The sequence below is a fragment of the Actinomadura chokoriensis genome (genome assembly GCF_041463665.1).
Classification (GTDB): Bacteria; Actinomycetota; Actinomycetes; order Streptosporangiales; family Streptosporangiaceae; genus Spirillospora; species Spirillospora chokoriensis_A.
In genome coordinates, this window is the sequence record NZ_JAXCEJ010000004.1 from 114,786 (window position 1) to 140,961 (window position 26,176).

The following is a 26,176-nucleotide window of genomic DNA, read 5'->3' on the forward strand; positions in this document are numbered from 1 at the left end:
AGCGGGACGTCGCATGCGGGCTTAGGGTGGCATGCGTGACCGAGACGAAGGCCGTGAAGTCCGAGCAGACGCGGGCCGCGATCGTCGAGACGGCGCTGCGCCTGTTCCGGGAGCGCGGATACGAGGCGACGACGATGCGGGCGATCGCCAAGGAGGCGGGCGTCTCGGTCGGCAACGCCTACTACTACTTCGGCTCCAAGGAAGAGCTGATCCAGGCCTACTACGACGAGTTGCAGGACGAGCACCTCGCCGCCTGCCGGGCCGTCCTCGACACCGAGACGGAGTTCGCGCCGCGGCTGCTGGGCGTTCTGCGGGCCCGCGTCGACACGATGGTCCCCTACCACGAGTTCGCCGGGAAGTTCTTCAAGTTCGCCGCGGAGCCGACCAGCCCGCTCAACCCGTTCAGCGCCGAGTCCGGGCCGGCCCGCGACTCGGCGGTCGCGATCTACCGCGAGGTCGTCGAGGGCTCCGACCTGAAGATCGACAAGGAGTTCCGCGCGGAGCTGCCCGAGCTCCTGTGGATCTACTCGATGGGCATCGTCCTCTACTGGGTCCACGACAGCTCGCCGGGCTGCCGCAAGACCTACCTCCTCGTCGAGCGGACGGTCCCGCTCGTCAACCGCATGGTGGCGATGTCGCGGCTGCCGGGCTTCAAGTCGGTGACGCGGGAGCTGGTGGGGATCATCCGCGAGGTCCGCGCCTGAACCGCGGCGCTCCCCCCTGTCCGGGGCCCGGCTGGTGGCCGTCGCCGCTTTCGCGATGCCGGGACTCCGTGGGCCAATGCCGGGGTTCCGCGGGCCGATCGTCCCGGGTCGTCAGCGGAAGGTGATGTCCCAGTGATCCTTCTCGCGGGCGAAGACGGCGCCGTCCGGTGAGCGGTAAAGCCGGGCGCCGTCACCGCGCCTGCCGGTGGACGGGTAGCGCCTGATCGCGGCGTCCACGCACCGCCCGGGGGCGATGTCGAGTTTGTAGCCGTTCGCGTGGCTGTAGTCGCCGCTCGCGTGACCGCGCTCGGTACCGCCCGTGACGGTGATCTTGCAGCCGCTCGACCCGGCGAAGCCGATCAGGCCCTTGACCGTCCCCCGGCGGACGCCCTTGAGCGAGGTGCAGGTCGTGACCGTCCGGTCAGAGCAGCCGCCGGTCGACCGCCGGCCGATCCCGTTGTCGCGCAGCATGTACGCGGCGGACTCCTGCTTCAGACGCAGCTCATGCGGCTGCTCCGGTGCTGTGGCGTCCTGCTTTCGCGCGGACAGCGGCCTTCCCAGCGCGCCATGGGCGCGCGAGGCCGAAAGGCTCGGCTCTCCGCCGGGCGCGGAGCGCCGGGCCGCACCGCGCGCAGGCCATGCCGGACGGAACGGCGTTGCGCGACTGGGCTTCAGCGCCGGTGCGAACTCCGGGAGTCGGCCCGTGCTCACCAGGCGGGCAGATACATCGGGGGCCGGGAAGCGGAACCGTTCCGGAATGCTGTGCCCGGCTTCGGTGCCGGCGGCCGGGCCGGTGTCTGCGGCCGAAGTCGTGTGGCGGGTTTGCGCCGAAATCAGCCGGGCGGGGGCCGCGTCGGCGGCAGGACGGTCATCGCGGGTGGCAGCGGCGCGTCCGGGTGGGGAGGCGAGGGGCGTGGCAGCGAGGGTCATGACCGTCGCCAGGGCGGTCAGGCGGAAGCCCGGGCGGTGCGGCCTCGGTATTCGGTCCGCGAAGGCGTGCCGGACGGGTGCAGGGGCGTGCCGAAGACCTGTCATGCGGTCCCCCGATCGGTGATCTTCGATTACGGGGGGCCGGCCGGCCGTCCTGATCAACGGCCGACCCGAGAATGCCCGGGGCCTCGATCTTGTAAACCCCGGGGGACGGGCGGCCGCCCGCCCGTCCCCCGGAAAGATCACGACATACCGAGATGCTTCCGGGCGAAGCCGATCTCAGCGGCCATCTGCGTGATCCGCTCCTCGACGACGAGCGAGCCGTGCCCGGCGTCGTAGCGGTACACCTCGTGCGGGAGGCCCAGCTCGGCGAGGCGGCCGAGGTAGTTGTCGATCTGCCGGATGGGACAGCGCGGGTCGTTCTCCCCGGCCAGGATCAGCACCGGCGCCTTCACCCGCGAGACGTAGGTGATCGGGGACGACTCGCGGTAGCGGTCCGGGACCTCGTCCGGCGAGCCGCCGAACAGGGAGCGGTCGAACGCCTGCAGGCCCTCCATCTCGTCCTCGTACGCGGCGACATAGTCGGCGACGGGGACGGCGGCGACGGCGACGCTCCAGTCGTCCGGCTGCGTGCCGATGCCGAGCAGCGTGAGGAACCCGCCCCACGAGCCGCCCGTCAGCACGAGCCGCGCCGGGTCGGCGAGGCCCGACTCGACGGCCCAGTCGCGGACGGCCTTGACGTCCTCCAGCTCGGTGGTCCCGACGCGCCTCTCGATGGCGTCCCGCCACTGCGAGCCGTATCCGGTGGAGCCCCGGTAGTTGACGCGGACGACCGCGAACCCGTGGTCGACCCAGGCGGCCGCCGTCGGCACGAACGAGTCGTCGTCCTGCGCGGTCGGCCCGCCGTGCACGTCGAAGACGGTCGGGTAGGGGCGGTCGCCGTCCGGCCTGCTGACCAGCGCGTGGATGCGGCCGCCGGGGCCGTCCACCCACACGTCCTCGACCGGGACGGACGGCGGCGCGGGCGGGCCGGGCGGGGTGAGGACGACTGCCCCGGACGTGGAGCGGATCACCGGCGGCTCGGCGGCGGACGACCAGGAGAACTCGACCGTCCCGTCCGGCCGGACATCGGCGCCGCCGATCACCCCGCGCGGGGTGTCGATCCTGGTCAGGGTGTCGCCCGCCAGGTCGTACCGGTACAGCTCGTCGCGCGCCTCATGCGAATGGGAGATCAGCAGCGCCGTCCCGTCCGGGTACCAGCCGGCGCCGATCTCGCCGGGCAGGTCGAGGACGATCTCATGCTCGGTGCCGGCGACCGGGTCCCAGATCAGCATCTCGTCGCGGCCGCGCCGCTCATGGTTGACGAGGAGCCGCGAGTCGCCCTCCACTGGGGCGAATCCGGCGCCGTAGACGCCCTTGCCGGGCCCGTCCCACAGGTCGGCGACCGTGGACCCGTCGGGGCGCAGCACCCGCAACGCCATGTGCCGGCTGTCGCCGTGCTCGCTGTGCCCTATCGCGACGAGGGTTTCATCGCGCGAAAGGGCGGCGACGTGCGCGTCCTCCGCATGGTGGTAGAGCACCTCTGGCGACGCCTCTGGCGGGCACAGGTGAATGGTGTTGCCCTGCTCGGTCGTCCGTCCGACGACGGCGAGGCCACTGCGGCCCAGGGACAGCCCAGACGGATACGACGGCTCCAGGCCGGGAACGGCCGGGACACTCTCCGTCCCCCCGAAAGGGATGCGGTTCCATACGCCGAACTCGTCTCCGTCCGTGTCCGCGAACCACCACACCCATTCGCCGGACGGGTCGACGGTTCCCATCCACGTGCCGTTGGGACGATCGGTCATCTGATGCTGCGCACCGGTTTCCCGGTCCCACGTGTAGATCTCCCAAGTCCCGGTCACGTTCGACCGGTAGATGCTGCGGTTCGGGGCGTCACGCGCCCATCGGGGCAGGCTCATCCGGGCAGCGCGGAAACGCGCCTTCCAACGCTCGTCGTCGACCATGCCCCCAGTATCCCGGCCGACGCCCGCACACGGGGATGCCCGCTCGGGGTGCTCAGGAGGTGGTCAGGCGGTCGAGCAGCTGGTCGATCGCGGCGCGGACCTGGCGGTCCATGGCGCGGGCGAAACCGGCCTCGACCGTGACCTGGGCGCCGGGACGCAGCCGGGCGAGGGTGTCGGTGAGCTCGCCGAGGTCCTGGTCGTCGACGCCGTTGACGACGTGCGCGGCGATCAGCCGGACGAACATGGCGGCGAGGTCGTCCATGCTGCGCTGGAGCTGCTGCCCGGCCGACAGCACCTCGTCCAGCGGCACCCCGGCGCGGACGAGCGCGACGGTCGCGTCCAGCTGGCGGCGGCTCCAGTGGGTGACGCGGTCGCCGTCGACCTCGATGTGGCCGAGGGCGACGGCCCGCTCGAGCGAATCGGGGCCGACCTCGCCGGGGAACAGCGCGGCGAGCTCGTCCAGCGTCATGGTGACCGGGACCTCGTTCGACCACGGCGTCGTGACCGCCTTCTCGACGCCGAGGACGGTGCCGATGTCGCGTCCCTGCTCCCATGCCGACAGCAGCTCGCGGATGCCCTCCAGGGTGTGCCCGCGTTCGAGCAGGTTCCCGATCATGCGGAGGCGGGCGAGGTGGTCCTCGCAGTAGAGGCCGATGCGTCCCTCGCGGCGCGGCGGCGGCAGCAGCTTGCGCTCCTGGTAGTAGCGCAGTGTCCGCACGGGGACGCCGGCCGCCGAGGCGAGTTCGCCGATGCGGTACTCGCGGCCACCGCCGCCGGGACGATGATCCGTCGGCTCTTCGCTCACGGGCGCCAGCATAGTTCGCGGCCTGGGCCCGCCACGCCCGCCGTCCGGCAACGGAACGCGAACCGTGCCGCGGACGTCGGACCTGCGTTGCCGTAAGCAGAGAAGGGCCCGCCATGCCGAAACCCCGTTCCACCGCCCTCGCGTTGACCGTCCTGGTCGCCGCGTTCGGGTTGACCGCGTGCGGTCAGAACAGGTGGTGCGAGCACGACGCGACCGACACGAAGGTCAGCGACGGCTACTGCAAGAACGACACGCCCGGCTACGAGTGGGAGACGGACAGCGGCCACGGTCACAAGACGAAGCACAAGAAGACCACCAAGAGCAAGACCAAGTCGAGTCACTGAGGACGACGACTACTGAGGACTACGGGGCGCGCCGGCGGCCCTGGTCCGGCGCTGCCGGCGCCGGGGCTCGCCGTTCGGGACCTGTGCCGCCTCAGCGGCGAGCTCGGCCGCGAGCAGTTCGCGGAGCGAGCGGGGAAGGATGTCCCCGCGCCGGTCGGTGAATGCTGAACGCATCGGATTCTCCCTGATCAGGCGGCTGTCCGGACGTCGGGGTAGGCCGCGGCGACGATGCCGAGCGCCCAGCGCATCCGGGCGCTGTAGGTCTCGGGGTGGTCGCCCGCCTCCTGCGCGACGAGTGCGACGCACACGGAGCTGTCTCCGCCGCAGGCCCCGATCCGGGCGTCGATCGCCGCCCGGACCTGCTCGGCGGAGGGACGGTCGGACTGCTGCAGCCCGCTGCAGAACAGGATCTCGGCCAGGTCGGAGGCGGTCATCGAGGTGGGGGCCGGCGTGTTCGACATCGTGTGCCTTCTTCCTGCGGAGGGGCCTCGTCCCCTGCTGCCGGATACGACTCTGCCCGCCTGACGGACCGATCGCCATACGGGAAAACCCGCAACCGCGGTGTCGCGGGACGCGATGACCACGCGGCCGGCCCGCTCCCTCCCCTGATCAGCGGCCACGCGGGCGATGCCCGGATCGCCGATCGGTTATAGGTTTGCCGCCCGAGCGGAGCTGATGATTACAGTCCGGATTGTTAGGGTGAGCGCCATGGCCGACGAGGGCCGCGAGTACCGGGTCGAGGAGCTGGCGGCCGAGGCCGGGGTGCCGGTCCGCACGCTGCGCTACTACCAGGAGCGGCGCCTGCTGCCCGCGCCGCGCCGGCAGGGGAGGGTCGCCCTCTACAACGCGTCCCATCTCGGGCGGCTGCGGCTGATCGCCGAGCTGCTCGACCGCGGCTACCGGCTGGACGGCATCGAGGAGCTGCTCGCCGCCGCGGGCGAGGGGCGCGACGTCACCGAGCTGCTCGGCTACGAGTGGGCGGCCGCCACGCCCTGGGCGGAGCGGGCGTCGGCCGAGGTGAGCGCGGCGGAGCTGGCCGCGATGTTCGACGGGCGGCTCACCCCGGAGATCATCGCGGAGGCCGCCGAGCTGGGATACATCACCGTGCGCGACGGCGGGCGGGTCGTGATCCACAGCCCGCGGCTGCTCGACGCGGCGGTCCAGCTCGCCCGGGCGGGGATTCCGCTGCGCTCGATCCTGGCGATGAGCTGGGAGCTGGAGGCCGCGTTCGACCGGATGGCGTTCGGCTTCGTCCAGCTGGTCAGGGGCGAGCTGCTGGACCGCGGCGCCGGCGATCCCACCCCGGAGGGGCTGGACCGGCTGGCCGAGCTGGTCGGCCGGCTGCGGCCCATCGCGCGGACGGTCGCCGACGAGCATTTCGCCCGCGCGATGGATCGCCGCCTCACCAAGGACATTTCGGAGATCAGACAGCGAATTCGGCCTACGCGCCGGTAACATACCCCTACCGCATCCGCGCGGAATTGGTTACTCTCGGCAAACTATCCCAGTCAGAACTGGGAACTAGTCGCGAGGGGGTCGCACGGTGGCAGGGACGGACGATCGCCAGGTGGCGGTGGTGACGGGCGCCGCCCGCGGGCTCGGCGCGCTGCTCGCCCGCAAGCTGGCCGACCGCGGCATGAAGGTCGCGCTGCTCGGCCTGGAGCCCGAGGAACTCGCGAAGGCCGCCGCCGCGTGCGGCCCGGACGCCCGGCACTGGGAGGTCGACGTCACCGACGACGCGGCCCTCGCCCAGGCGGCATCCGACATCAGGGCCGCCTACGGACGCGTGGACATCGTGATCGCGAACGCGGGCATCGCCACCGGCGGACCGGTCGAGTACTCCGACCCGCGCACGTTCAACCGCGTCATCGAGGTCAACCTGCTCGGCAGCGTCGCCACCGCCCGCGCGTTCCTGCCCGCGCTCCGCGAGAGCAGGGGCTACTTCTTCCAGGTCGCGTCGCTCGCCGCGCTGTGCCCGGCGCCGATGATGGCCGCGTACTGCGCCAGCAAGTCGGGCGTCGAGGCGTTCGCGCACAGCCTGCGCGCGGAGGTCGCCCACCACGGTGTCCGGGTGGGCGTCGGCTACCTGAGCTGGACGGACACCGACATGGTGCGGGGCGCCGACCAGGACGCCGCGCTCGCCGAGATGCGGGCGAAACTACCGTTCCCGTCCAACCGCACGTATCCGCTCGAACCGACGGTCGATCGGCTGGTGGCCGGCATCGTCCGCCGCCACGCCCACGTGTACGGCCAGCCCTGGCTGCCGTTCCTGCAGGCCGTGCGCGGTTTCGTCCCCGCTGTGCTGACCCGGCACGCGCGCCGGCGCCTCGCGGGCGCCGAGGACCGCTGGCTCGCCGCCGGCGGATCCACCCGCCTCGTCGGCGCGGGCGGTGCCGCCAACGAGACCCGGGACCTGCCATGAGGCCCGATCTGCAGCGGTTCCTCGCCGACCGCATCGACGAGATCACCGCCGAGGTCGCCGGCGAGGTCACCGCCCGCGTCCCCGCCTACACGCACCTGCGCCCCGGCGAGATCTCCAACCTCGTCCGGGAGGCCATCGCCGCCTACTCGGGCGCGTGCGAGGCGCGCGCCGTCCTGCCGGTTTTCCGCGCCCTGGGTGCCAGCGAGGCGTGCGCCGGGCACGACGTCGGGCACTTCGAGTCCGCGCTGCGCACCGCCGCCCGCGTCCTCGTCCGCCGGACGGCCGGCGCCGCGGCCCGCCTCTACCCGCCGACGGCGGAGTTCATCGCGGTCATGGAGACCGCGTTCACCGCCGAGAGCGAGATCGTCGGAGCCGCGGTCGACAGCTACCGCCGGGCGGCGCGCCCCGCCGTGGCGCGCCGCCTCCACCCCCTGCTGAGCGACAACTAGCCACCTGCCGGGCGGTCCCGGTACTGCTCGACGGGATGTCAGCGCTGCTGGACGGCCCTCTCGTTCGGGACGCAGTGCGTCATCTGCAGGCCGCCGACGTCCCGGGACCCGTTCTTGCCGAGGTTCGCGAGCCGCTGCCTGTCCTCGTCGGTGAGGCTCTGACCGGGCAGCGGATCCAGGTGCTTGACATCCTCCGGCCCGATCCCGAGACCCTCGCCGACGCGCAGCCCGAGATCGTCCTCGACCAGCAGGAAATGCCACACCATCCGTTCCTGGACGGGACGCGCGCACTCGGAGATGAGCTGGACGAAATTGTGCACGAGATCGTCGCGCTCCCAGTCGTGCATGAGGAGGTAGCGCTGGCCGGCCTGCTTGTAGTCGTTCGTGCGCGCAATGCGCTTGCGGGTCAGCCGTCCCCGGATCTCCGGGCCCTGTTCGTCGTGCGTCGGGTATTCGCCCTCGCGCAGACCGCCCGTGATGGACGGCTCGTAGTTGACGTGCGGGTTCGCGCCGCCGGCGTCCACGTGGTAAACCATCTGGCCGTCGCGCTGGTTCGTCCGCACGTTCGTGCCCTGGGCCCGGTTGACGGGCAACTGCAGATAGTTGGGACCCACCCGGTGGCGCTGGGTGTCGCTGTAGGAGAACGTCCGTCCGACGAGCATCTTGTCGTCGGAGAAGTCGAGGCCGTCCACGAGGACGCCGGTGCCGAACGAGATCTGCTCGTTCTCGGCGAAGTTGTCGTCGACGCTCCGGTCCAGGACGATCCGTCCGACGGGCTTCGCCGGGAAATCGTTCTCGGGCCACACCTTGGTGTCGTCGAGCGGGTCGAAGTCGAGTTCCGGATGGTCGTGGTCGTCCATCATCTGGACGAGCAGCTCCCACTCCGGGAAGTCGCCGCGCGCGATGGCCTCGCGCAGGTCCCTCGTGGCGTGCCCGAGGTCGCCCGCCTGCACGTTGGCCGCGTCCTCCGCGGTCATGCTCCGCACGCCCTGCTTCGGCATCCAGTGGTATTTGACGAGCTTCGTCTCGCCCGACCCGTTCACCCACTTGTAGGTGTTCACGCCGAATCCCTGCTGGTGCCGGTAGTCGGCCGGGATGCCGCGCGGGCTGAACAGGTTGACGAGCATGTGCATGGACTCGGGGGTCTGCGACATGAAGTCGAAGATGCGCGCCGGCTCCTGCCGGAACGTCACCGGGTCCGGCTTGAGGGCGTGGATGACGTCCGGGAACTTGATGGCGTCCCTGATGAAGAAGACCGCCAGGTTGTTCCCGACGAGGTCCCAGTTGCCTTCCTCGGTGTAGAACTTGATGGCGAATCCGCGCGGGTCACGGGCCGTTTCCGCGGAGTCCCGCCCGCCGATGACCGTGGAGAAGCGCAGCGCGATGGGGGTGCGCTTCCCCTCGCCCTGGAACAGTTTGGCCCGGGTGTAGTTCGCGACGGGCTCGTCGCCCCATTTCCCGTACGACTCGAAGAACCCGTACGAAGTCGTGCCCCGCGCGTGGACGACCCTTTCCGGGATGCGCTCCCGGTCGAAGTGGCTGATCTTCTCCAGGAACTGGTAGTTCTCCAGCGTGGCCGGGCCCCTGGCCCCGACCGTCCGCTGGTTCTGGTTGTCGTACACCGGGTGGCCCTGCCGGTTGGTCAGCACCGGACGGTCGTCCCCCGGCTCCGGCCCCCTGCTCGAAACGTCCGTCACGACGCCTCCCCCTCTCGCTGCTTCGAGTGCGGCACTACCCGAAAAGGGGCAAGGCATTGGTCTGGATCAGGTAAATCGTCCGGACGGGAGGGCGCAGGGGAGCCGCTCGAAGACGGGGGTGGGGCTCGGCAGGCGGTCCCCGGCGCACTGCCGCCGGACCCGGTCCGCGAGGTCCGGCAGGAAGGGCGCGAGCTGCGTGGCCACGGTCCGGCAGGCCAGGACGAGTTCGGCGAGGACGGCGTCCAGCCGCTCGTCCCGGGCCTTGGCCAGCTCCCAGGGACGGACCCGGTTGATGTAGCGGTTCGCCTCGTCCACGATCTCCCACACCGCGGCGGTCGCCCGCCGGAAGTCGAAGTCGTGCAGGGCGGCGTCGACGCGTCCGCCCGCCTCGCGGCAGACCTCGTCCAACTCGCCGGAACCGTCGCTGACCGGCACGACCCCGTCCCGGTACCGGTGCACCATGGACACGACGCGGTTGACCAGGTTGCCGAGCCCGTTGGCGAGTTCGTCGTTCGCGCGCTGGACGAGCCGCTCGGCCGTGAAGTCGACGTCCCCGAGGCGGGGCGCCTCGCGCAGCAGCCACCAGCGGACGGCGTCCGTCCCGTACGTTCCCGCGAGTTCCACGGGGTCGACGGTCACTCCACCCGACTTGCTGATCTTCCGTCCGCCGGCGGTGAGGTAGCCGTGCACCAGCACTTCGTCCGGGAGGGGGAGCCCGGCCGACAGCAGCATCGCCGGCCAGTACACCGCGTGGAACCGCAGCACGCCCTTCCCGACGAGGTGGACGCGCCGCCCGCCGCCCGTCCACCAGCGCCGGAACTCCGCGCCCTCGTTCCCGTAGTCGAGCGCGGTGATGTAGTTGCCGAGCGCGTCCCACCACACGTAGACGACCTGCCCCGGGTCGCCCGGCACCGGAATCCCCCAGCCGCGCGCCCGCGCGGTCGACCGTGAAACGGAGAAGTCCGCAAGCCCGCCCGCGACGAACGAGAGGACCTCGTTACGCCGTTCGGCGGGCTCGATCCGCAGCTCGCCGGAACCGATCAGATCGTGCAGCCGGTCGGCGTATTGGGACAGGCGGAAGAACCAGTTCTCCTCGGCTACCCGCTGCGGCGCCGTCCCATGCTCGGGACACAACCTGTCGGCAAGTTCCGTCTCGCCGTAGAACTGCTCGCATCCGACGCAGTACAGGCCCTCGTAATGGCGCCGGTACAGATCTCCGGACGCCGCGCACGCCCGCCACAACCGCTCCACCCCGACCCGGTGCCGGGGGTCGCGGCTGGTGCGGATGACGTCGTCGACCGAGAGGGAGAGCGGCCCGGCCAGCCCGACGAACTCGTCGGCCAGGCCGTCCACGAACTCCTGCACGCCGACGCCCGCGGCCTCGGCGGCGAGGACGTTCTTCAACGAGTTGTCGTCGGTCCCCGCCTGGAATCTGACGTCGTCGTGGCGGCGCAGATGCCGCGCGAGGACGTCCGCCTGCACGAGTTCCAGCGCGAACCCGAGATGCGGGCGCGCGTTGACATAAGGGATCGTCGTCGTGATGTAAACACCCATGGGAACCTCCAGAAGACCGGGGCCCCAAACGAGAAAAGGCCCCGCGAACAGGGCCTTGGAAACGTCCAGCGTCAGCGACCCCACGAGCGGGGCATCATCACCTGGAAACCGGACGTCCTCATGCATTCAGGCTAGCAGGGGTGAGGTCGGCGGAAGTTCGCCATTACCGAGTGGTGGCGGACCGTTACGAGCCGAGGGCGGCGGTGAGTTCGTCCAGGTAGCGGGAGACCGGGCCGAGGGTGAGGAGGCCGCTGCCCGCACCGGCCAGCTCAGCGGCGGCCGGGGCGAGCGCGTCGTGCGCCCGCCGCATCGTGGCACGGTCGTCCACCTCCACAGCAGCACGGGCGGTCAGGCACCAGAGAGCCTCGAACAGCAGGTCGCGCGGCGGTTCGGGGACGTCCCGCAGCGCGGCGGCTGCCTCGCCGGGACGGCCGCGCGCCAGCAGCACCAGGGGACGGGCCCACGGCTCGTAAGGCCCCCAGCCGGGGTCCGGGCCGGTCTGCGCGGGCCGCCGGTGCTGGACGCGCAGGCAGAGCAGGGCGAAAGGCAGCAACCCGTCCGTGAGGCCCGGCATGCCGGAGCCCTGCATGCGCTCGGCCGCGTCCCGGTACGCGGCCTCCGCGTCGGCCATCCGGGCCCCTGACGCGGCGAGCCGCAGCGCCCGGTACCACGCCGTGAAAACGCCCACCAGCGGACGTTCGTGACGGTCGGCCAGACGGTCGGCGGCGGCCGCGTGCTCGTCGGCTCGGGCGAAATCGGCGAGCGCGCTGCGCGCCTGCAACCGGATCAGATGCCCGAGCACCTCGTGGCTCGCCAGCTCATGCCGGGCCGACAGCTCGACCAGCTCGGCGCCGATCTCGTCCCGCCGCGGAGCGAGCCCCGCCCGCTGGAAGGACTGCATGAAGGCGCCGTTCAGCGCGAACGCCAGCAGCGCCGGATCGTCCAGGCCGCGGGCGATCGCCTCCGCCTCCCGGGCCGCCTCGCGTGCCCGCCGCGTGCCGGCGCCGCGCGACTCCACGGCGATCGTGGCCAGCAGCCTCGCCCGCGCCGCCGCGTGCCCGGCCGGGAGCGCGGCGAGAGTGCGCTCGGCCGCCGCCACGACCTCGGCCGCCTGCCGCGGGTCGTCCGACCGGGTCCAGATCGCCGGGACGTCGTACGCGCCGATGACCCGCGCGGTGAGTCCGGCGTCGCCCAGCTCCTCGGCCGCGACGATCGCCGGCATGCGCTGCTCCCGGGCCGCCTCCAGGCCCCCGCCGCCGGTCACCGCGAGGTTGCGCAGGATGCCGACCGTCGACTCCAGCCGCGACCGCGCGCCGGTCGCCACGGTGCGGTCATAGGTCTCAGCAGCGCGAGCCCACAGCCGCGACGTCGCGTCCAGGTGGTCGGCTTGGCGGAGGATGTCTTCCTCTAGGCGACGCAGTTCCGGCCCTGGGTCGACCCCCAGTTGCTCTACGAGGAGGCCGCGTGCTCGGCGAAGCACCGCCAGAGCGTCTCCTTGGCGGCCGGCGCGGTAGAGGGCGAGCGCGAGCAGCCGCCAGGCGTCCTCGCGCCACGGATGCCCGGCGACATGCGCGTCAAGGTCCGGCACCGCTTCGGCGGCGAGGCCCAGCGCCAGCCGCGCCTCGGCCCGCCGCTCGACCGCATGCAGCCGCAGCTCCGCCAGCCGGGACCGTTCCCCGCGCGCCCACGGCTCGTCCGCGAAGTCGGCGTAGGCGGGCCCGCGCCACCGGCCAAGCGCTTCGTCCAGCGTTGCGAGCAACTCGGACGGCGGATGGACCGCGGCCACGGCCTGCTCGAAACGCCAGGCGTCCACCTCGTCCGGCCCGGCCCGGAGCGCGTACCCCGGCCCCTCGGTGACCAGCAGCCGGGACGGCGTCCTCGGCGGACGATCGGGCTCCAGGACGCGCCGCAACGCCGCCACGAACGTGCGTACCGCCCCGACACCGTCCAGCGGCGGATCGACCCACAGACCGTCCACCAGCAGGGACACCGGGACGACCCGTCCACGCGCGATGATCAGCCGGGCCAGGACGGCGCGGTGCCGTGGCCCCTTCAATGCGATCGTGTTCCCGGAGCCGTCCCAGGCCGTCACCGGTCCCAGCACCCCGAACAGGACGTCCACCCCAGCCACGGTATAGCGCGCTCATCGGTTGCTCATTCGCGAGCGGCAACCTGAAGCCATGCCAACCATCACTGGATTCGAGTACAAGCGCGTCCCTGTCGCCGAGGGGGTCTCCCTCAATGTGGCCGTCGGCGGCTCCGGTTCGCCGATCGTCCTCCTGCACGGCTTCCCGCAGACCCACCTGATGTGGCGGCACGTCGCCGAGGCCCTTGCCGCCGACCACACCGTCATCTGCCCAGACCTCCGTGGGTACGGAGCGAGCGACAAGCCAGACGGCGACTACTCCAAGCGCACCATGGCCGCGGACATAGTCGCGTTGGCGCGCGCGCTCGGCCATGACCGCTTGGCCCTGGCCGGCCATGACCGCGGTGCCCTTGTCGCCTTCCGCGCCGGCCTCGACCACCCCGACACCATCACCCACCTTGCCTGCCTCGACGTCCTGCCCACCCTGGACATGTGGGACGTCATGCACGGCACCACCGCCGCCGTCGGCTTCCACCTCTACCTGATGGCCCAGCCGCCCGGACTGCCCGAGCAGATGATCGCCGGTGCGCCGGACGCGTTCTTCGGCCACTTCCTCGACCTGTGGGCGAACGACCCGTCCGCGATCCCGCCCGGCGTCCGCGCCGCCTACCTCTCCGCCTGCCGCGACGCGATCCCGTCGATCGTCGCCGACTACCGCGCCTCTGCGGGCATCGACGTCGAGCACGACACGGCCGACCGTGACGCCGGAAACCGGCTGCGGATGCCCGTCACCGTCCTCCAGCAGGACTGGGGCGCCGCCCTCGGCTACGACGCCGCCGCACTCTGGCGCGCCTGGGCGTCCGACCTGGACCACGGCACCGTGACCTGCGGCCACTTCATGGCCGAAGAGGCGCCCGCCGAGATCACGAAGTCACTCCGGACGCTGCTGACCCGCTAGGACGTACCGGGACGGGCGGCGCGCAGCCGGTCCCCAGGGATCCGCCGCTCGAGGGCGCCCCTGGGCGAAGGGGCCGCGAACCTACCAGGGCGGCCCGCCCTGCGTCGCCGCCCACACCCACACGTAGATGATGAACGCGGTCGCCACCAGCCCGAGCAGCATTTCCCAGTTGAGCGGCGCGCTGTGCCCCCGTTTACGAGCCATGCCCATCGTCCGTTCTCGTGCGTCGGCCTCGTCGCTTCCCCTGTAGCCGGACTATCTGCCCTTAACCTCAGCGAACGGCAAACAGGCCACTTACTGGAAGTACTTCTCGAACCCCTGTGCCATGGACTCGGCCATGCGCTGCCGGAACGACGCACTGGACAACTTCGCCGCGTCCCCCGGGTTCGCCATGTTGCCGCACTCGATGAACACGGCCGGCACCATGGACAGGTTCAGCCCGCCGAGATCGTCACGCGCGTCCAGGCCGTCCTTCCCGATGTAGTTGGCGAAGGGCATGCCCGTCCCCGCGTGGTAGGCGTCGCGGATGTCCACGCCAAGCCGGCGTGATGCGCCCACGATGCCTTTGTTCTTGCCGACGGGCTGCGGCAGGATCACGTGGAACCCGTGCCCGGACGCGGCGGCGCCGTCCGCGTGAATCGACAGTGCGGCGTCGGCGTGAGTCTGGTTGGCGACTGCCGCCCGCTCCGTGATGCACGGCCCGACCCCGCTGTCGTTCTTACGCGTCAACGTCACTGTGGCGCCCTCGGCCCTCAGCGTCTTCGCGAGCCGGTTCGCGACGTCCCAGGTGAAGGCGTGCTCGCTGTAACCCGCGGGCGTGCTGGTGCCGGTCGTGTTGCAAGGCTTGTGACCGTTCCCGACGAAGACCTGCTTGTTGATCTTCTCGGGATGGGCCGCGCTGCCGCCGTTGTGACCGGGATCAAGCACGATCACCTTCCCGTTCAGCGCGGACGCGCTCTTGGTGACGGTCCCGCCAGGCGACGGCTTGCCAGGGGAAGGCGTCGCGCTCCCGTTCCCGCCCCCGCCGGGCGACCCGCCACACGCGACCAGCAGGCCAAGGCACAGCATCGCACCAGCCACCGGACCTACCGAAAGCCTCCGCACAAGCCCGCCTCCCCCGAAGCTCAATCCAGGACCTCACCCAGGGTAGTCAGCCAAAACGCGCCTCCGGTCCCTCATCGCTGCTCGAACGAGGGCCGGACGCGCATCGGGTGGGACGCCCGCAGGGGACGTCCCACCCGATGCGCTTGGCGGGGTCAGCTCTTCGTGAACTGGGCGATCGCGCTGAGCGTCGCCGTGTCCGTCAGGTAGCCGATGTGGGTCTGGCACGCCACATAGTGGTTGTTCGCGCCGTCCAGACGGGTGCTGGTGTAGGGGATGATGATGCCGTCGCAGGGCGAGTACCAGGTGGCGTACTGGGTGCTGCCAGGCGTCTCGTCGCCCGCGGTGATCTGCTGTATGAAGGACGAGCCGGGGAGCATCTGGCGGCACGTCTCGTAGATGGTGCACGCGCTGGCGTACGTCGTCCCATGGTTGGCGCCCGCGATCGACGCCAGGTGCGCCACGTTGCCGTTACCGTTCAGGACCTTCAGGTAGTACTGGCTGACCAGCCCGCCCATGGAGTGGTTGACGATGTCGACCTGGGACGCGCCGGTCCGCGACTTCACCTGGCTCACGTAGGACGCGAGACCGGCGGCGTTCTGCGTGTTGTCGCCGTAGGAGTTGTACTCGTACGCGAACAACTGGTCGCTGCCGTACCCCGCGGCACGGAACACCGACATGGCGGTGACCCAGTTGGACGCACTGCCCGTGTACCCGTGCACGAAGACGACGGGCCGCGGCCCCGCGGCGTTCGCCGGCGCCAGACCGAGCCCGAACGTCGCGAGCGCCGCGCACAGCGCCACGAGCGATCCGAGGATCCGTTTCATGAAGCCTCCAGGGGTGGGGGTGAACCAACGCCCTGAACTGTGAACCCTCGGATCCCCGTACGCATCGGCGAAATCACCGGCCTCCGAGCCTGCGCGCGCACCACCCCAGGTGGACGGGGGCTAGGTGGACCAGACCAGGCCCTTGGCGCTCCCGTCCGTGATCCGTCCCGTCCCGGAGCCGTACTGGACGACCTGGAACCGCACCCGGTAACCCTTGCGCACCGTGTCCGCCGAGACGTTGTAATGAAGGAACGTCGAACCATCACTGGCGACGTACTCGGCGATCGGACCGTTCTCGACATTGCCGCCGGACTCGGCGCGCTCGATCAGGCGCGCCTGCAACTCCGTCCCCGGCGCCAACCCCTCGACCCGGACGTTCGCGGTGAACGCGTAGCGGGCGGAGCCGATGATGAGCGAGGGCCCGCCCTCGTCCCAGTGGTGGTGCGCCGAGTCGGAGTACTCCTTGCCCCAGTTGACCGTGACCCACTGGCCGGACGGGAGGTCCTGGGCCTCGGTCATCCCGACGGACACGTAATCCGGCATATCGTCCTCCTCGATCTCGGCGGGCATCCCGGCCCGCACCCACGCGTACAGCTGGTCGCCCGGACAACTCGTGGCGTACACGTCCCGATGCCCGAGCTTCGCCAGGTTCCGGCCCGCACGCCGGCAGGCCTCGTCGTACACGGCCCGGATGGACCGCGTGGCCGCCGCGGTCGCGTCCCCGTTCCGCCCGATCATGCAGACGCCGATCCCGGACGCGTTGTGGCCCGGCGCGTGCGCGCCCACCGTCAGCCACCCGCGTCCCTCGTAGATCCGGCCCTGGACGTCGACCAAAAAGTTGTAGCCGATATCGGACCAGCCGTTCCCGTCCATGTGAAAATCCTGAATGGACCGCACCGACTGCGTGGTGGGCCCTTCCGAGTAGTGGACGACGAACTCGGTGCGGTCTCCCCAGGTGACCGTCGAGCGGGACCGCGGTTCGCGGGCGCCCCACTCCTTCCGGCTGATGATGTCCACGGCCGGCCTCCAAACGGATCGCAACGTGACCGAAAAGCCTAGGCGTACCATCGGCGCTCTTCGCCCCGAACCGGTGAACAGGGCTCCAAGCCACCGCAAGACCCGCCTTTACCCAACCTGCCCTCCGCCAACCAAGACACAGGAAGCCGCGGACACCGCACACTCTCTCGACCAGACGCCCACCTGCACACATGGCTCAAACAAGATTGAGGTGATTCCAAGAGCAAGGCCACGATCTGTCCGGGCGGGATCACCGGCCCCCGCTCAAGAAGGCTGGTCAGGGGACACAGTCCTGCGGTGAGCCTCGCCATGAACGACGCCTTGCGCTTGTCGCGCTCCCGGAGGTCGGCCAATAACCGGCGAAGCCGTCTTCGCCACCTGATCGCCAACTGGGGTATCCATCAGGTGATGCTCCGCCTTCCCCGTACGCTGCTCCCCTTCAAGACCGCCGATCAGTAGTGCATCGACCCCATGTCACCGCCGAGGTTTACGGCGAGCACCTCATCCTCGACCTCACCAGCGAGGACGAGGGCGGCGACTGGGTCGAGGGCGCTGAAGGACCGGACACAGAGCCCAGCAGAGGCCTCCGACGAAGGTGTCGTCAATGTATTCAGCGGAGACGCTGATAGAATCGTGCAACTGCGCGATATCCGCGGAGATCTGAACCTGAGTTGATGCGGGACCGGATTAGTCTGCACTCTATCGCAAGTCGTGCTGAGTGAGAATTTCTCGCAGGACCTGGAAGGTCTCTTCGTGGTTGCCTTCGTCGGTCAGGGACGGCCGGGCGCGAACTCTCGGCCCGACCGCCCCTGATGGTCCCTGCGGGAACTCCTGCAGGGCTTCTAAACCGCGTTCCCGACGGGAACGGACCACATGAATATATTCCAGAAGCGCGTGATCAAGGCGTCGTTGCCCTTCCATGCGAGTGTTGAGGATATGGCCCTAGATGTGCCGGTATGTCGGCAGGGTGTTGCTGAGGTTATCAGAGCAGAGGGACGAGATCACACGTTGCATCGTTCCCAGGTAAAGAAACTCAGGTGCCGGACGCGTCGTCGTGACGTATGATCCGCGCGCGTACCGATCCCGCCTCAGGGACGCCCAGATGCTCATAAAGTCGAAGAGCTTCCAGGTAGTAGTGGTCGGCGTGCGCCTGGCCGCGAGTGCGGGCGATCACCTGCGCGGTGCCCTCCAGGGCGCGTGCCTCCTGGTAGGCGTCCCCGATCGACCGCGCGACCGTCAGTGACTCTCCATAATTGTCCAGAGCAATCCCATAACGCTCCGCCCGGTAATGCAAGTCCGCAATATTCAACAATGCCGAGGTCGCTTCGAAACGCTCTGATATATCCTGGGATATTGACAGGGCCTTCTGGAAATGGATCAAGGCCTCGCCCGGTCGGCCTGTTTCGCTGTACCAGCGGCCGATGTTGTTCAAGCATGCGGCCTCGCCACGCTTGTCGCCGATCTCTCGATAAATTGAAAGAGCTTCTCGATACTGGGCAAGGTAGTTGTCGGGCTCGCCACTCTTCAGGCGCGCAGTCGCGATATTGTTCAGCCAGGTCGCCCTGTGCTGGCGACTCATCTCCATGACCGCGCCTGCTTCTTCATAGAAAAGGAGAGCGGAGGCGTGGCGGCCAAGCCGTAGATCAAGGTCTCCTAGATTGTTGAGCATCATCTGCTGTCCTTGGTGATTCCCCGTCTCCTCGTACAGAGAAAGGGCCAGGCGCATCTTCTCGGCTGCCTCGGAATACCGTCCTAGATGCCACAGGACGATGGACAGATGATTGAGGACCTCGGCCTCGCCGGTCCGGTTCCCGTTCGACCGGTATATCTCGAGCGCCCGCTCGTCATAGCCGACCGCGACGTCGAACTCGGATCGCTGCCAGTGGATCAGGCCGAGCTGATCGAAGAGCGCGGCGACCGACCCGGTGGCGTCGGCTGTGTACGCGATCTCCAGTCCCTCGTTGGCAGCGTGGAGCGCCTCCTCGTGGCGACCGGTACGCAGGAGAAGCCGGCTCTTGTCGGCCAGAGCGCGAGCCGCCCCCTCGCCTTCGTCCAGGCGCTGCCACGCTCGGACGGCGCGTTCGTGCAGTTCAGCCGCCTCCAACCAATAGCCCTGGGTTTCGAGATAGCCCCCTAACGCCGCCGCAAGCAGGCCGACGGCCCGGTGGCGACCGGTCTCCGCCGCGTGGTGGGCGAGCCGCAGGGCATTGTCGAGGTTCGCTTGCAGCCATTCGCGTGCCTCTCCCTCTTGGGAGAAGAACGACGAACCCGTGGGTTCGGGCACCGATCGTGAGCGATGCGGGAACAGCAAGTGGGCAGCGTCCGCTGTCACAGAGATATGGCGGCCCAGTAGACGATCCAGGGCATCGTCACGGACGGACGGCGCATCCTGGCTGGCCACCAGTTGCCGTGCGTACTCCCGGATGAGGTCGTGGAACCGGTAACGACCTCGCTGAGGCTCGTCGATCAGATGATGGTCGTGCAGGGTATCCAGCAGCGTCTCCGCGGTCGCCTTGTCGGTGTTCAGCAACTCGGCCGCGTCGGGAGCGGTCAGATCCATGCCGGGGTGCAGGCTCAGTATCCGGAAGGCGTGGCGCATCGCCGAGTCGAGGCCGAGGTAGGAGAGTTCGAAGGCGAGGCTGAGCTCGCGGTTCTCGGCCCGGATTTCGGTCAGGAGCCGACCTTCGCCGCCCAGCCTCTCAGCCAGGTCCGCCACGGTCCAGCTCTTCCGATGCCGTAGGCGGTTGCCGATCAGTTGGACGGCCAGCGGCAGATGACCGCAGAGCCGGACCACCGTGCGAACGGCGTCGGGATCGGCGTCCGGGGCGAGCCCGGCCGATTTGATCAGAAGAAGGGCCGCCTTCTCGGGGGTGAGCACGTTCAGGGACAAGGTTCGAGCCGCGTCCAGCCCTGCCAGTCGACGCCGGCTCGTGATCAGTACGAGGCAGCCGGGTGCGCCGGGCAGCAGCAGCCGGATCTGATCGTGCCCCAGCGCGTTGTCGAGCACGAGCATGGTCCGGCGTTGCGCCAGTTCGGACCGCCACAGCGCGGCTCTGCCGTCGAGGTCCGGCGGGATGCGATCCGCTGCCACACCGACCGTCCGCAGCAGCCGGTCGAGTGCGAACGCCGGTCCGAGCGGCTCCCGTTCGGGGTCGTGCGCGCACAGATCGATGAAGATCTGTCCCTCCGGATAGCGTGGCGCGAGGCGGTGAGCCAGATGTATCGCCAACGTGGACTTGCCCACGCCGGGCATTCCATCGATGGCCAGGACGGTGACAGCGGTGTCGCTTCCTTCGGCCAGCGCCGTCAGGCGATCGAGTTCCGGCTCACGCCCCGTGAAAGTGTGCAGATCACGCGGTAGATCGCTGGGTGGGGCGGGGCGAGTCGTCCTGGAGGGCGTCATGAGCCCGGGGTCTCCGGTCAGGATCCGGCGGTGCAGTTCACGCAGCTCGGTGTTGGGAGAAGCGCCCAGTTCCGCAGCAAGGCGTTGGCGCGCCCTTTCGTACACCCGCAGCGCCTCGCCGGTCCGCCCATCCCGGTGCAGGGCCAGCATCAGCAGTTCGACGGGCTTTTCATCACCCGGGAACCGTTCGACCAGGTCTTTCAACTCCGGGACGATTCTCGAATGCTCTCCCTGCTCCAGTTCGAGCTTCGCCCGCATGGATGCGGCCTCCAGCAGTTCTTCTTGCATCCCCCGGCGCCGCTGCGCCGCCCAGCGTCCCGCCACACCGCCGAGCGGATCGCCGCGCCACAACCGCAGCGCCTCGGTCAGAAGCCGCACCGCCTCGTCGGCGTGCCCGCTGTCGGCAATGGCGCGGGCTTGATCGCGTAACGAGCGGAAGCGCTGATAATCGATCGAATCTGGATCCACCTCTAACACGTAGGCGCCTGACCTGTGTTCGAGCCGGACCGCTCCTCCCAGCGCGTGGAGGCTGCGCCGGAGCCGGGCCACGTGCGGATAGAGGAGGTCTCGCGCTCTTGCCGGCGCGTCGGCGTCCCACACGCGGTCGATCAGTACGTCCGAAGTCACTGGTCGCCCGGGGTTCATCAGAAGCACGGCGAGTACGCAGCGTTCTTTTGCCCAGCCCAGGTGCAGGCGCTGCTCACTCGACCACACTTCTATCGGGCCGAGGATGCGGAATTCCATCCGCACTCCCTAAGGAAGTCGACCTTGACGTAGATCACTCTGGCATTGTCAAGTGAGAATTGCCACCGGCAAGTACATTATGGCCTGGCCATTATAGGTCGGTCGGCATGCGAAAACGACAAGGCTTCCGCAAGGAGTCCCGCAAGGCCCGCCGCAAGGGGACGCTCCGATGCTCAGTGTGGGGTCGCAAGGTCGGAAAGCACTGAGCAGAGGGGCAGTGAACGACGATGTCCGAGAGTCAATGGCGCCCGGTCCCGATCGGGCTCGGAGCCGAACAGTGGACCACCCGACGAGAATGCAAGACCGTGTTGATCATCGTCCACACCGTCACATCAGGCCAGCGGGTGCTGGAGGCCGCTCGTCTCGTCGAGAACGACATGCGCATTCAGGTCGTCTTCACGCAGGCCCCCGACGTGTTCGGAGACGGGGTCGGTGAGTTCCTCGCAAGTATCGGAGCCGTACAGGTGCCCTGGGAACAGGCGAAGCAGACCAGGTTCGACCTGGCGCTGGCGGCGAGCCTGCGAGGGCTCAACGACATTCACGCCCCACTGATCGTCATGCCTCACGGGGCCGGGTACAACAAGCTCGTCATCCGGCGGGAGGGCCGAGCGGCCGGCGGCCGCGTCGCTTACGACCTGGACTCGCAACGGCTCGTGTACGACGGTGCGCTGGTCCCCTCCTCCATCGTCCTCGCGCACGAAGAAGACCTCGGCCACCTAGGCAAGTCATGCCCAGAGGCCGTCACCGCCGCTGTCGTCTGCGGCGATCCCTGCTACGACACGCTCGTGGCCAGCCTGGAGTGTCGGCCCTCCTACCAGGTGGCGCTCGGTGCGGGCGACGGCCGCAAGATCGTCGTGGTCACCTCGACCTGGGGACCGAAGTCGTTGCTGGGCCGGCGGGCGGACCTGTGGTCACGCCTTTTGGGCGAGCTCCCCAAGGACGAGTTCCAGGTCGTCGCCCTGCTGCATCCGAACGTCTGGTACGGCCACGGAACTTGGCAGGTCAGGGCGTGGCTCGCGGACTGTTTGCGGCGCGGTCTGAGCCTCATCCCGCCCGAAGCCGACTGGCGGGCCGTCCTGGCCGCCGCCGACTGGGTCATCGGCGACCACGGTTCGGCCACAGCCTACGCGGCGGTCACCGGAGTTCCCATCCTGCTCGGCAGCTTCCCCGCCGGCGACTGCCAGCCGGGTTCCGCGCAGTCCCTGCTGGGTGCGGTGGCGCCACGGATTCCCCAGCGCGGATCGCTGCGTCGACACCTCCTCAACGCTGCCCAGGATTTCACGCCGGAACAGCACCGCGCCGTGATCAACCGGCTCAGCTCCGAACCGGGCCGGTTCAACCGCAACATGCGGCAGTTGATCTATAGGCGACTGCGCATGCGCCAGCCCGCCACCCTGCCCGTCACTCTTCCCGCCATACCGCCGTACCTCGTCACATGAAGGAGGAGGCATGACAGAGGATCTTGTGATCACCCGCTTGCTCAGGGTAGAGCGCATGCTCTGCCTGGCCCGCACCGAGGCCGCTGCCGGCGCTCCCGGACAGGGCGCCCCCGCGGTGCTCACCATCTCCCGCGGTGGACGTCCGTACGAGCCGCGGCTGATGCTGTTCGGTGACCACGACACGCGAGACGCCACCCGACTGGGAGCTCTCGTGCTCACCGATTCACACGTGGTCGCGCACTGCGACGGTCACGCCAGCGGGGGGCGGCGGGAGATCGCCGACGTCCTCATGGACCAGCGTCTCTGTATGCCGCCCGCCAGCGAGAGCCACCTTCGCAGAAGGTTGGAGCGCTACCCGGGGTGCGAGGTGGCCGTGGCCCGCTGGAGCGACGGCCACCTGGCCGTGGCGCGGGACGGGGCCGCACTCGTGATGACCTGTGACTCCTCTGGAGCCGAGGAGATGTGGAATCCGATCTCCGGGTCCTTCTTGTACTGCTGGTCGGCGGCAGGGCTTCCGCTGGCGGAGCTGGCCCAGGCAGTGCTCATCGTCGGCAGGTACACCGCACCGAACGATGCCGACCAGGGGCGCCTGACAACCGTCGGCCGGATACACATCACCGAGGCATCGGCCACTTCGGACGTTCGGAAGGTGGCCTCATGAGTGCCGAGATCGTCGTCGTCGGCGTAGCCAGTTGCTACACGACGATTCGCGTCGATGCGTTCCCACTGCAGTACGAGCCGACGTCCCCCGCGGACTGGGCGGACGTCAGCGTCTCCGGAGCGGGTGTACACATCGCGAAGGTGCAACGCCGGCTCGGTCGCGACGTGCGCCTGTGCAGCGTCGTCGGCAGAGACGTCGCCGGCGCCGTGATTCGCTCAGAACTCGACCGGGAAGGCCTGCTCGGGGCTGGAGTCCTTGCGTCCGAGGCATCCTCCTCGGGAGTCGTGCTGATCGATCGCGAGGGACGGCGCATGGGGCTCCCGCACCTCGCACCGGTGAACAGCTTCCCTTACCCGTTCGATGTGCTCCGGAAGCAGGCGGACGGTGCCCGCCTGCTGGTGATGACCAACGCCCGGTTCGTCCGGCCGCTAGTCGAACCTGCCATGGCACTGGACATCCCGATCGCGGTGGACGTCCACTTGATCAACGGACTGGACAGCGAGTACGACCGGCCCTGGCTCGAGCAAGCCAAGATCGTCTTTTGCAGTCATGAGCGGCTTCCCGACCCGAGGGCATGGATGGCCGGGGTGTTCGCCCGGTATGGCTGCGAGATCGTCGGTATTGGCCTGGGGGCCGGAGGTGCGATGCTCGGCCTCCCGGACGGGACGCTCATCAGGGTCGCAGCGGCGCCGCCCCCCCACCTGATCAACACGTCGGGTGCCGGTGACGCGCTGTTCGCGACGTTCCTGGCGGAGTGGCTGAGAGGCGCCGACCCCGCCGCGGCGCTGCAAAGCGGAGTACTGCACGCCGGGTGGAAGATCGGGCATCGATTGCCTTCTGCGGTGGCGTTGTCCGCGGGGCAGCTCGCCGAGCTTCGCCAGACCCGACCCCCAGCGACCAGGGTGGGCCGCTGGGACCGTTGATCAGTCCCTGCCGTCCAGTTCCAGCAGCCGCTCCTCAAGGATCCTGGTCGGTGCCCCTGTCCCGGCCAGGATCTCTTGGGCGCGGATGTAGAGCTGCCGAGCCTCACTGCGTCGGCCGTCTTGCCGAGCCAGGTCGCCCAGCACGTGCAAAGCGTCGGCCTCGCCGATCGCCGATCCGATCTCGCGCATGATCGTCAAGCCCCGTTCTACGGGGTCCCTCGCCATAGCCGGATCGGCGCCTTGCGCGTGAGCCTGCCCGAGGAGCAGCAGCGAGCGTGCATGGTTGTACGGGTCGGATGAGGATTCCAGGCGCCCTACTGCCTCAGTGAGAAAGCTTCTGGCCTCGGCTGGGCGTCCGGCCTTGATCATGGTGACACCCAGGTCGCAGAGCGTGATTGCCGCGCGGCGATCCTCGTTGACGGAACGAAAGAAGTCGAGCGCGGCCTGGAACTGGGCGGCCGCGGCAACGGTGGCTCCACGATCGAGTTCCAGCAGCCCCAGTCTGCGACAAGTGCCGGCGGCTCGAGTCGTGGCCCCTAGTCGCTGCCACAAGCGCAGTGCGGCGTTGAAGTCGTCCGCCGCCTGATCCACGCGGCCGAGTTGACGCAATGCCAACCCGGTACGATTGAGCATTTTGGCCTCGGCATGGAGATCACCTGCGGCGCGCGCCGCGGCCAGCCCGACGCGGTCGAAGTCCAGCCGTTCGACGTGGTGGCCGCGGTGCAGGAACAGGGGCCAGCTTGCGTCGACCAGGAGCCAGGCCTGACGGTGAAGACCGCATTCAAAAGCACGACGGGCAAGCGCTCGCAAGTTGCCGAACTCGGCGTCGAGCCAGTCGATGGCTTCGGTCGCATCGCCGAAGTCCGGTGGATCCGGCGTACGGAAACCGGGGTCAGCGAGCCTCCGATAGGAGGCTATGGCCTGGCTTGCGCTGAAAGCTGCGACGACGGCCCATTCGGTCAACCGCCGCACAGCCTCACATCGCTGGGCTTCCGGCTCGTTCTCCTCGGCCAGTTCCCGTGCGTGCAGGCGCACAAGATTGTGGAAGCGGTACCGGCCGTCCGGAAGGTCCTCAACCAGATTGGCCTCGGCGAGCAGGTCAAGACCCTCCTCAGCCACCGCGACGGAGACATCGGCCAAGGCAGCCGCCATCCGGCTGTCAAACGTTTGCCCAGGGTGCAGTCCCAGGCGCCGATACAGACTCTGTACCGGGGGAGGGAGGTTTCCGTAGGAAAGCGCCAACGCAGCTCTGATCGTCACTTTGTCCTCTGCGTCGTGTGTCGCCAGCACTTCCAGCCGTCGGCGTTCATGGGCCAGATCCCGGACCATCGCCGCCAGCGACCAGTGAGGCCTTGTGGCGAGCCTCGCCGCTGCGATGCTCAACGCGAGCGGTGATCGTCCACACTGCTCCACGAGTTCTTCCGCCATGGCGGTTTCAATCCGGACCCGCTCGTCGCCCAGCGTGGCACCCAGAAGTTCCAGTGCTGCGTCGGCGGAAAGAGGACCAAGTTGAAGACCCCGAGCACCGCGCACTACGAGACCGGCCAGGCGCCACCGGCTCGTCACCACGGTGGTGCTGGCCGCCGTCCCGGGCAGAAGCGGCCGCACCTGTGCCGCCGAGTACGCATCGTCGAGGACGATCAGAAGCCGACGTTCTGCTGCGAGCGAGCGGTACAGCGTGGCGCGTTCCGGCAAATCCACCGGGACCATCTCATCTGAGAGCCCGAATGCACGGATCAAGCGCCCAAGTGCCTCTCCAGGGAGGAGAGGGCCGGCAGTAGTATGCCCCTGTAAGTCGAGGAACAGCTGGCCGTCAGGGAAGTTCTCGAGCATGTTGTGCGCCCAGTGGAGTGCCAGAGCCGTTTTTCCGATTCCCGCAGGGCCGCTAACGACGACGACACCATCCTGTGCCGGGATTCGACCAAGGACGTCCAAGGGCCCAGCGCGGTCCACCAGGAGCCCGGCTGAGGGAAGCTGGCGCGGTATCGGCGGCGTCTCCCGGGACCAGTGGAAATGGACGCCACCGAGCACGTCTCGAGCCTGCACGACGGGCCCTACGACAGAGCCGTCCATCTCATTGACGTGACCGCGAGGTAATCCGGTGGC

General features: G+C 69.3%; 23 protein-coding genes. 9 read left to right on the forward strand and 14 right to left on the reverse strand.

Features of this window, described 5'->3' with window-relative positions:
- Positions 1-35 precede the first annotated feature (35 nt).
- Complete coding sequence (locus tag SM418_RS09160) at positions 36-704, forward strand: TetR/AcrR family transcriptional regulator (protein WP_371940376.1); 669 nt, start codon at positions 36-38, stop codon at positions 702-704.
- A gap of 111 nt (positions 705-815) precedes the next feature.
- Here the strand turns inward: SM418_RS09160 and SM418_RS09165 are convergent, their stop codons facing one another.
- The 3 genes from SM418_RS09165 to SM418_RS09175 form a co-directional block, all read right to left on the reverse strand.
- Positions 816-1,175 carry a hypothetical protein gene (locus SM418_RS09165; protein WP_371940375.1) on the reverse strand — a complete coding sequence of 120 codons (360 nt, stop codon included), beginning with the start codon at positions 1,173-1,175 and terminating at the stop codon, positions 816-818.
- A gap of 701 nt (positions 1,176-1,876) precedes the next feature.
- A complete protein-coding gene (locus SM418_RS09170) occupies positions 1,877-3,640 on the reverse strand; it encodes a S9 family peptidase (RefSeq protein ID WP_371940374.1) in 1,764 nt (587 codons plus the stop codon).
- A gap of 52 nt (positions 3,641-3,692) precedes the next feature.
- On the reverse strand, positions 3,693-4,445 hold the full coding sequence (locus SM418_RS09175; RefSeq protein ID WP_371940373.1) for a MerR family transcriptional regulator: 753 nt from the start codon (positions 4,443-4,445) through the stop codon (positions 3,693-3,695).
- 113 nt (positions 4,446-4,558) lie between these two features.
- On the opposite strand from SM418_RS09175, the gene SM418_RS09180 reads away from it, so the two are divergent.
- Positions 4,559-4,789, forward strand: coding sequence for a hypothetical protein (locus tag SM418_RS09180; protein ID WP_371940372.1), 231 nt, complete (start codon positions 4,559-4,561; stop codon positions 4,787-4,789).
- A gap of 9 nt (positions 4,790-4,798) precedes the next feature.
- On the opposite strand, the gene SM418_RS09185 is transcribed toward SM418_RS09180, so the two are convergent.
- Together SM418_RS09185 and SM418_RS09190 are read right to left on the reverse strand one after the other, a co-directional pair.
- Positions 4,799-4,963: a hypothetical protein gene (locus SM418_RS09185; protein WP_371940371.1), complete on the reverse strand. Its 165-nt coding sequence runs from the start codon at positions 4,961-4,963 to the stop codon at positions 4,799-4,801.
- 14 nt (positions 4,964-4,977) lie between these two features.
- A complete protein-coding gene (locus SM418_RS09190; RefSeq protein WP_371940370.1) occupies positions 4,978-5,250 on the reverse strand; it encodes a hypothetical protein in 273 nt (90 codons plus the stop codon).
- Positions 5,251-5,497: 247 nt separating this feature from the next.
- Between SM418_RS09190 and SM418_RS09195 the strand changes: the two genes are divergently transcribed.
- The 3 genes from SM418_RS09195 (at position 5,498) to SM418_RS09205 (ending at position 7,660) form a co-directional block, all read left to right on the forward strand.
- The gene (locus SM418_RS09195; protein ID WP_371940369.1) at positions 5,498-6,244 is read left to right on the forward strand and encodes a MerR family transcriptional regulator; all 747 of its coding nucleotides are present in this window, start codon (positions 5,498-5,500) and stop codon (positions 6,242-6,244) included.
- A gap of 112 nt (positions 6,245-6,356) precedes the next feature.
- Positions 6,357-7,211: an SDR family oxidoreductase gene (locus SM418_RS09200; protein WP_371940368.1), complete on the forward strand. Its 855-nt coding sequence runs from the start codon at positions 6,357-6,359 to the stop codon at positions 7,209-7,211.
- Entirely contained in the window at positions 7,208-7,660 is a 453-nt protein-coding gene (locus SM418_RS09205) for a PucR-like N-terminal domain-containing protein (protein ID WP_371940367.1), read from the forward strand. Before SM418_RS09200 ends, SM418_RS09205 begins: the two co-directional genes overlap by 4 nt.
- 38 nt (positions 7,661-7,698) lie before the next feature.
- On the opposite strand, the gene SM418_RS09210 is transcribed toward SM418_RS09205, so the two are convergent.
- The 3 genes from SM418_RS09210 to SM418_RS09220 all read right to left on the reverse strand — a co-directional run bounded on the left by SM418_RS09210 (position 7,699) and on the right by SM418_RS09220 (position 13,033).
- Positions 7,699-9,357 carry a catalase gene (locus tag SM418_RS09210; protein ID WP_371940366.1) on the reverse strand — a complete coding sequence of 553 codons (1,659 nt, stop codon included), beginning with the start codon at positions 9,355-9,357 and terminating at the stop codon, positions 7,699-7,701.
- A 66-nt stretch (positions 9,358-9,423) separates the two neighbouring features.
- A complete protein-coding gene (locus SM418_RS09215) occupies positions 9,424-10,911 on the reverse strand; it encodes a methionine--tRNA ligase (protein ID WP_371940365.1) in 1,488 nt (495 codons plus the stop codon).
- A gap of 184 nt (positions 10,912-11,095) precedes the next feature.
- On the reverse strand, positions 11,096-13,033 hold the full coding sequence (locus SM418_RS09220) for an AfsR/SARP family transcriptional regulator (RefSeq protein WP_371940364.1): 1,938 nt from the start codon (positions 13,031-13,033) through the stop codon (positions 11,096-11,098).
- A gap of 58 nt (positions 13,034-13,091) precedes the next feature.
- Between SM418_RS09220 and SM418_RS09225 the strand changes: the two genes are divergently transcribed.
- The gene (locus tag SM418_RS09225; RefSeq protein WP_371940363.1) at positions 13,092-13,955 is read left to right on the forward strand and encodes an alpha/beta fold hydrolase; all 864 of its coding nucleotides are present in this window, start codon (positions 13,092-13,094) and stop codon (positions 13,953-13,955) included.
- An 81-nt stretch (positions 13,956-14,036) separates the two neighbouring features.
- On the opposite strand, the gene SM418_RS09230 is transcribed toward SM418_RS09225, so the two are convergent.
- From SM418_RS09230 to SM418_RS09250, 5 genes are all read right to left on the reverse strand, one after another.
- A complete protein-coding gene (locus SM418_RS09230) occupies positions 14,037-14,159 on the reverse strand; it encodes a hypothetical protein (RefSeq protein WP_371940362.1) in 123 nt (40 codons plus the stop codon).
- Between the two features lie 90 nt (positions 14,160-14,249).
- Complete coding sequence (locus SM418_RS09235) at positions 14,250-14,882, reverse strand: N-acetylmuramoyl-L-alanine amidase (protein ID WP_371940361.1); 633 nt, start codon at positions 14,880-14,882, stop codon at positions 14,250-14,252.
- A 329-nt stretch (positions 14,883-15,211) separates the two neighbouring features.
- On the reverse strand, positions 15,212-15,883 hold the full coding sequence (locus SM418_RS09240; protein WP_371940360.1) for an esterase/lipase family protein: 672 nt from the start codon (positions 15,881-15,883) through the stop codon (positions 15,212-15,214).
- Between the two features lie 120 nt (positions 15,884-16,003).
- Positions 16,004-16,900 carry an N-acetylmuramoyl-L-alanine amidase gene (locus SM418_RS09245; protein ID WP_371940359.1) on the reverse strand — a complete coding sequence of 299 codons (897 nt, stop codon included), beginning with the start codon at positions 16,898-16,900 and terminating at the stop codon, positions 16,004-16,006.
- A 1,033-nt stretch (positions 16,901-17,933) separates the two neighbouring features.
- Positions 17,934-21,047: an AfsR/SARP family transcriptional regulator gene (locus tag SM418_RS09250; RefSeq protein ID WP_371940358.1), complete on the reverse strand. Its 3,114-nt coding sequence runs from the start codon at positions 21,045-21,047 to the stop codon at positions 17,934-17,936.
- Between the two features lie 305 nt (positions 21,048-21,352).
- On the opposite strand from SM418_RS09250, the gene SM418_RS09255 reads away from it, so the two are divergent.
- The 3 genes from SM418_RS09255 to SM418_RS09265 are packed head-to-tail and all read left to right on the forward strand — an operon-like array spanning position 21,353 to position 24,070.
- The gene (locus SM418_RS09255) at positions 21,353-22,486 is read left to right on the forward strand and encodes a hypothetical protein (protein ID WP_371940357.1); all 1,134 of its coding nucleotides are present in this window, start codon (positions 21,353-21,355) and stop codon (positions 22,484-22,486) included.
- 10 nt (positions 22,487-22,496) lie between these two features.
- Entirely contained in the window at positions 22,497-23,147 is a 651-nt protein-coding gene (locus tag SM418_RS09260; protein WP_371940356.1) for a hypothetical protein, read from the forward strand.
- Positions 23,144-24,070, forward strand: coding sequence for a carbohydrate kinase family protein (locus tag SM418_RS09265; protein ID WP_371940355.1), 927 nt, complete (start codon positions 23,144-23,146; stop codon positions 24,068-24,070). Before SM418_RS09260 ends, SM418_RS09265 begins: the two co-directional genes overlap by 4 nt.
- Here SM418_RS09265 and SM418_RS09270 read toward each other — a convergent pair whose 3' ends face one another.
- Positions 24,071-25,903: a tetratricopeptide repeat protein gene (locus SM418_RS09270; RefSeq protein ID WP_504230342.1), complete on the reverse strand. Its 1,833-nt coding sequence runs from the start codon at positions 25,901-25,903 to the stop codon at positions 24,071-24,073.
- Between the last annotated feature and the right edge of the window lie 273 nt (positions 25,904-26,176).